Source organism: Sphingobium sp. ba1 (assembly GCF_000743655.1).
Lineage (GTDB): Bacteria > Pseudomonadota > Alphaproteobacteria > Sphingomonadales > Sphingomonadaceae > Sphingobium.
In genome coordinates, this window is sequence record NZ_JPPQ01000069.1 from 2,233,891 (window position 1) to 2,238,884 (window position 4,994).

Below are 4,994 nucleotides of genomic sequence, written 5' to 3' on the forward strand. Positions count from 1 at the left end.
GGCTTGGGGCATCAGCGCCAGCAGGCTGACCGCCAGACCCATGCCGATATGTCTCGATTGTTTCACAGCCTTGTCCCTTGTTCGACAAGGGCGCCAGCTATGGCGGTTCAATGACTCTTTAATGACAGATTTTATCGGTTTTTATGACAGTAGCGACATGGAAATGTCACATATCTGGCGGCACCGTCATAGGTCAGGATGCAAAGAGATCGCCCTGCCGTGGCCGGGTGGTGGGGCGCCTTGCCAGGGGCGGCGCGCTGACCAGCGCGCGGGCGCGTCCGGTCAGGGTATAGACCGCTTGCCGCTGCGCGCCGCGGTTCAAATGATCGACGCGAAACCCTTGATAATGGCGTTTGAGCAATCCGGCCTTCACCAGTTCGGACACCGCGCGGCTGAGGTTCGTCTTACCGGAGGTCCGGACGCGGATACGTACTTCATCCTGCACCAGCGCCTCGTTCGTCGTCGCGTCGCCGGTCAGCCGCTCTTCCTTGCGCAATTCGTCCCTGACACGTTCGACCAGCGCCATCCGCCGGGGGTCGCGATGGCCCATGGGGGTCAGCGCATCGCACAACCAGTCGCGCAACGACACCAGGCTGTCGTCCACCCGCACCAACGGCCCGGCGCTGCCATCGGGTCGCGCCACGTCCGCGATCAAGGTCAGCAGCATGAAGGCATAGCGGGGACGCGAACAGCAATGCGACAATTGGTCGAGCAGCAGCGAGACATCGCTGCCGCCGGCTGCACGGGAGGGAAGGGGGGCGTGAAACATAAGGTGAATCAAGCACAGTGCAGCGCTCCTGTGAATCCCTAATTTCCGCCGAGGCGCACTTTGTCGCGCGTGACACTTTGCCCATCGGTAAAGTGTCACGCGCGAGACTTTGCCAGAGGGCCACCTTTGCCGCCTAGCGTTGGAGGTTCAGGTGACGGGTGAAGAAACGCGCCATGACGTCGAACGCCTCGCGTGATTCAGGCAAGGCCGGATCGTAGAAAAAGGCATGGCCCAGGCCATCCCAGATATGCAGGTCGGCATCGACCCCGGCCTTCACCAGTTCCTTATGCGTGTTGACCGCCGCGCTCATCTCGAACGCGCGCGTTCCCGTGATCACCAGCGTCGGCGGAAACTGCGCCAAGGTCGCGGGGGACTCGATCGGGGAAACGAAGGGATCGGACAGGTCGATATCCTTGAAATAGGCGCGACTATCCTCGCGCTGCGCCAAGGCCTGGAACGGGCGCCCGAACGCACGGCTGTCACCGCCCCACCGTGCATCGGCCGACGCACAGAAGATGCCGATCGCCGCTGGCAGGGGCAGTTTGTCGCGCACCAGCGCCGCGATCGTTTCCGCCGTCAGCAATCCGCCTGCCGAACAGCCGAATATCGCGATATCCTGTGGTTTGTGGGTCTTGAGCAATGCGCGATAGACGGTCAGCACGTCCTGCGTTGCGGCCGGGTAGACATGTTCGGGCGCCTGCCGATAAGTGATGCTGACGATCTCCACCCCGGCAAGACCCGCAAGCGGGATGGATTCGATCATGCCCGTTCCCGGCGCGGCGCCCATGACGAAGCCGCCACCGGGCAGATTGAGCAGGATCTTGGTCCGGTTCGCCTGCGGGACACCGCCTGCCGGTGTCGCGCGAACGGCGGGGACGCCTGCGATCTCCGTCTCTTGCGTGGTCACCTTGTACATCTGTTTCAGCGCATCAATGCGTGGCGCCATGAGCTGCGGCATACGCGCGCGCAACGCACCAGCCTGACCGGCCGCGACGGCGCGCATCATCGGTTCTTCGGGGTCGGACGGTGTCCGCGGCAGCGCCTTCTTCGCCGCCTCGCTCAGATAATCCGACGGCGGCAAGCGGAAGGACGGCACCACGACCGTACCGTCCGGCTCGATCGTGCCGGGTCCGCCCACGGGTGGCGTCTGGGCAAAAGCGGCGCCGATACACAGCGCACAAGCCGAAGTGGCCAAGAAAACCGTTTTAATTCCGTTGGATAGTCTGGACATGCTCATCTCCTATGACTTATGTTATGAAACATAACATACAGACTTGAGTGGGGAGGGCAAGCAGACTATTGAAACCTATGTCCGTGTCGCTGTCCGCTTTATCCGATCTGGTCGATCCGCTCGACACTCTGCTCAGCTATCATCTGCGCCGCACCACCACGGCGGCGACCGCCGCTCTGGCGAATATGCTTCAGCCTCTGGAACTCAATGTCAGTGAAGCGACGCTGCTGCTGTTCCTAGGCGCGAACCAGGGCTGTACCCAAAGCGACATCGGCCGCGCTTTGCGCGCCCAGCCCGCCAATCTGGTGCCGCTGATCAACAAACTGGCGTTGCTCGGCGCGCTGGACAAACAGCCGGGGAAGGGGCGGGCGATCGCCCTGTCGCTGTCGGACGAAGGCCAACAGCTCCATGCAAAAGTGCAGCAGGCTTTCGCGCGCCATGAAGAGGCGATCGGCCGTTCCATACCACCGGAACGCCGGGACGAGATATTGGCGCTACTCCGCCAGGTCTGCCGCGACGCCTGCCACCCCTGATCGATCATTCAGCGTCGGGTTCCACCCACTTGGTGGTCAGTGCGCGGGGTGAGAGATATTTGGTGGTGGTCCAGCCGCCATCCACCACGATCGTCTGCCCATTGATGAACCCCGCGCCCGGCGAACAAAGAAAGGCGATCGTGCTGGCGATATCCTCGACTTCGCCCAATCGGGGGAAGGGCGTCGTTTCGACATTCACCCGCTTGAACATCTCATCGTCGAACCGGTGCCGCACCATGTCGGTCATGGTGACGCCGGGCGCGACGCAATTGGCGCGAATACCGCGTGGACCATAATCGCAGGCGATATGCTGGGTCAGCGCGCCAAGGCCGCCCTTGGCCGCCGAATAAGCGCCGCCCCGCCGCCCGCCGATCATCGCATAGGTCGAACTGACATTCACGATGCCACAGCCATCCCCCATATGGCCAATGACTTCGCGACACAGGCGGAACGGCGCGCGGAGCATCAGCCCCAGAAAATAGTCGAGCGTTTCGTCATCGGTTTCATGCAGCGGCTTGGGGCTGCCTGCACCGGCATTGTTTACCAGGAAGTCGATCCGGCCGAAGCGGTCGAGCGCCAGAGCGACGATGCGGGCAGGCGCATCGTCGGCGGTGATATCGACCGAGAGCGTCGCGATCCGCGTCGGATCGCCGATCACCTGTTCCAGCGTCGCCAGCTTGTCCACGTCGCGCCCGACCCCCACGATCGCCATGCCGGCCTCCGCCAGCATCTTGGCGGTGGCAAGACCAATGCCGCTGCCCGCCCCGGTGATGATCGCAACCTGCATCGTTCATGTCCCTCTATCTGTCTTGAGCCTTTCCTATCGCGCCAGGACCGTCATCGCGAACCGCTGGAGCGATGCCTTGTCGGCCTGTCTTGAACGGGCGGATGCACCGGGTAACCCATCGGCGCGACAACCAGACGAGAAGGATAGGGCCATGGCAGAGCTACGTTTCGACGGGCGCGTCGCCGTCATCACCGGTGCAGGTCGTGGCCTGGGCCGCGCCTATGCGCTGTTGCTGGCCGCCCGCGGCGCGAAGGTGATCGTCAATGATCCGGGTGGCGCGATCCGGGGCGAGGGCGGCGATGCCGGACCCGCAGCCGATGTCGTGGCGGAGATCGAGGCCTTGGGTGGTGAAGCGATCGCCTGCACCGAATCGGTCGCAACGCCCGAAGGCGGCCGCGCCATCATCGACTGCGCGCTCGACCATTATGGCCGCATCGATATGCTGATCCATAATGCGGGGAATGTGCGCTACGGGTCGATGAAGGAATTAAGCCAGGATGATTTCGACGCCGTCCTAGACGTCCATCTGCGCGGCGCTTTTCACGTTGCCCGGCCCGCCTTTCCGATCATGTGCAGCGCGGGCTATGGCCGGATCGTGCTGACGTCTTCGATCGGCGGGCTCTACGGCAATGCACATTGCGTCAATTACGCCATGTCCAAATCCGGCATGATCGGCCTCAACAATATTTTGGCGCTGGAGGGGGAGGCGCAGGGCGTCCGGTCCAATATCATCGTGCCCGGTGCCGTCACCCGCATGGCCGATGGGATCGACGTGTCGGCTTATCCGCCGATGGGGCCTGAACTGGTCGCGCCCGTCGTCGGCTGGCTGGCGCATCAGGATTGCTCGATCACCGGCCAGATGCTGGCCTCGATCGCGGGGCGTATCGCGCGGGTTTTCGTGGCGGAAAGCAAGGGTGTTTATCAACCCGACTGGTCGATCGAGGATGTCGGTAGCCAAATCGACGCCATCATGGACAGCGCCGATCCGCTCGATTTCGGCCTGCACGGCCATGTCGACCATATCCGCTACAGCTTCGAACGGGCCGTAGCGGGGGCCTGAGGATCAGGTCGATACGCTAACCCGCTCCAGGCGGGGCGAGAGCAGGTGGACGGCGGCTAGCGCAACGAAATAGGCACTGCCCGCGACGGCAAAGAGCGGCGTGTAGCTGCCGATGCCGTCGAGGATATAGCCTGCATATTTGGCCATGACCATGCCGCCGATCGCGCCCACGGTCCCACCGATGCCGACCACCGACCCAACGGCACCACGCGGAAACAAGTCCGATGGCAGGGTGTAGAGATTGGCCGAGAAAGCCTGATGCGCGGCCGTGGCGATGCCGATTACCAGCACGGCAAGCCAGAGATTATCGATCGACTGTGCAAAGAAGATCGGCAGCACGGCAAAGGCGCATAGCAACATGGTGAGTTTGCGCGCCGCGTTGACGCTCTTGCCCGCCTTCATCAGCCTTCCAGACATCCAGCCGCCGAAGATGCTGCCACCGTCCGAGAGAAGGTAGATGGCGACCAGCGGCGGCCCGAAGCTGATGAGATCAAGACCATAGCGGGTGCCGAGATAGCCGGGCAGCCAGAAGAGGAAGAACCACCAGATCGGGTCGATGCAGAATTTGCCGATGGCATAGGCCCAAGTCTCCTTGATCGTGATGAGCTTGGCCC

General features: G+C 62.9%; 6 protein-coding genes. 2 read left to right on the forward strand and 4 right to left on the reverse strand.

Features of this window, described 5'->3' with window-relative positions; genetic code table 11:
• Positions 1 to 193: 193 nt before the first annotated feature.
• Both IL54_RS13935 and IL54_RS13940 read right to left on the reverse strand, forming a co-directional pair.
• On the reverse strand, positions 194 to 769 hold the full coding sequence (locus tag IL54_RS13935) for a hypothetical protein (RefSeq protein ID WP_037476489.1): 576 nt from the start codon (positions 767 to 769) through the stop codon (positions 194 to 196).
• A gap of 133 nt (positions 770 to 902) precedes the next feature.
• Positions 903 to 1,964, reverse strand: a complete 1,062-nt coding sequence (locus IL54_RS13940) for an alpha/beta hydrolase fold domain-containing protein (protein WP_037476490.1) — start codon at positions 1,962 to 1,964, stop codon at positions 903 to 905.
• A gap of 113 nt (positions 1,965 to 2,077) precedes the next feature.
• Between IL54_RS13940 and IL54_RS13945 the strand changes: the two genes are divergently transcribed.
• Positions 2,078 to 2,533: a MarR family winged helix-turn-helix transcriptional regulator gene (locus IL54_RS13945; RefSeq protein ID WP_156106213.1), complete on the forward strand. Its 456-nt coding sequence runs from the start codon at positions 2,078 to 2,080 to the stop codon at positions 2,531 to 2,533.
• Between the two features lie 4 nt (positions 2,534 to 2,537).
• Here the strand turns inward: IL54_RS13945 and IL54_RS13950 are convergent, their stop codons facing one another.
• Complete coding sequence (locus IL54_RS13950) at positions 2,538 to 3,320, reverse strand: SDR family NAD(P)-dependent oxidoreductase (protein WP_037476492.1); 783 nt, start codon at positions 3,318 to 3,320, stop codon at positions 2,538 to 2,540.
• Between the two features lie 151 nt (positions 3,321 to 3,471).
• Here IL54_RS13950 and IL54_RS13955 point away from each other — a divergent pair, with 151 nt between their 5' ends.
• Positions 3,472 to 4,380, forward strand: a complete 909-nt coding sequence (locus IL54_RS13955) for an SDR family NAD(P)-dependent oxidoreductase (protein WP_037476493.1) — start codon at positions 3,472 to 3,474, stop codon at positions 4,378 to 4,380.
• 3 nt (positions 4,381 to 4,383) lie between these two features.
• Here IL54_RS13955 and IL54_RS13960 read toward each other — a convergent pair.
• Positions 4,384 to 4,994 (reverse strand): MFS transporter (locus IL54_RS13960; protein WP_237748886.1); only part of this gene is annotated, 611 nt, incomplete at its 5' end.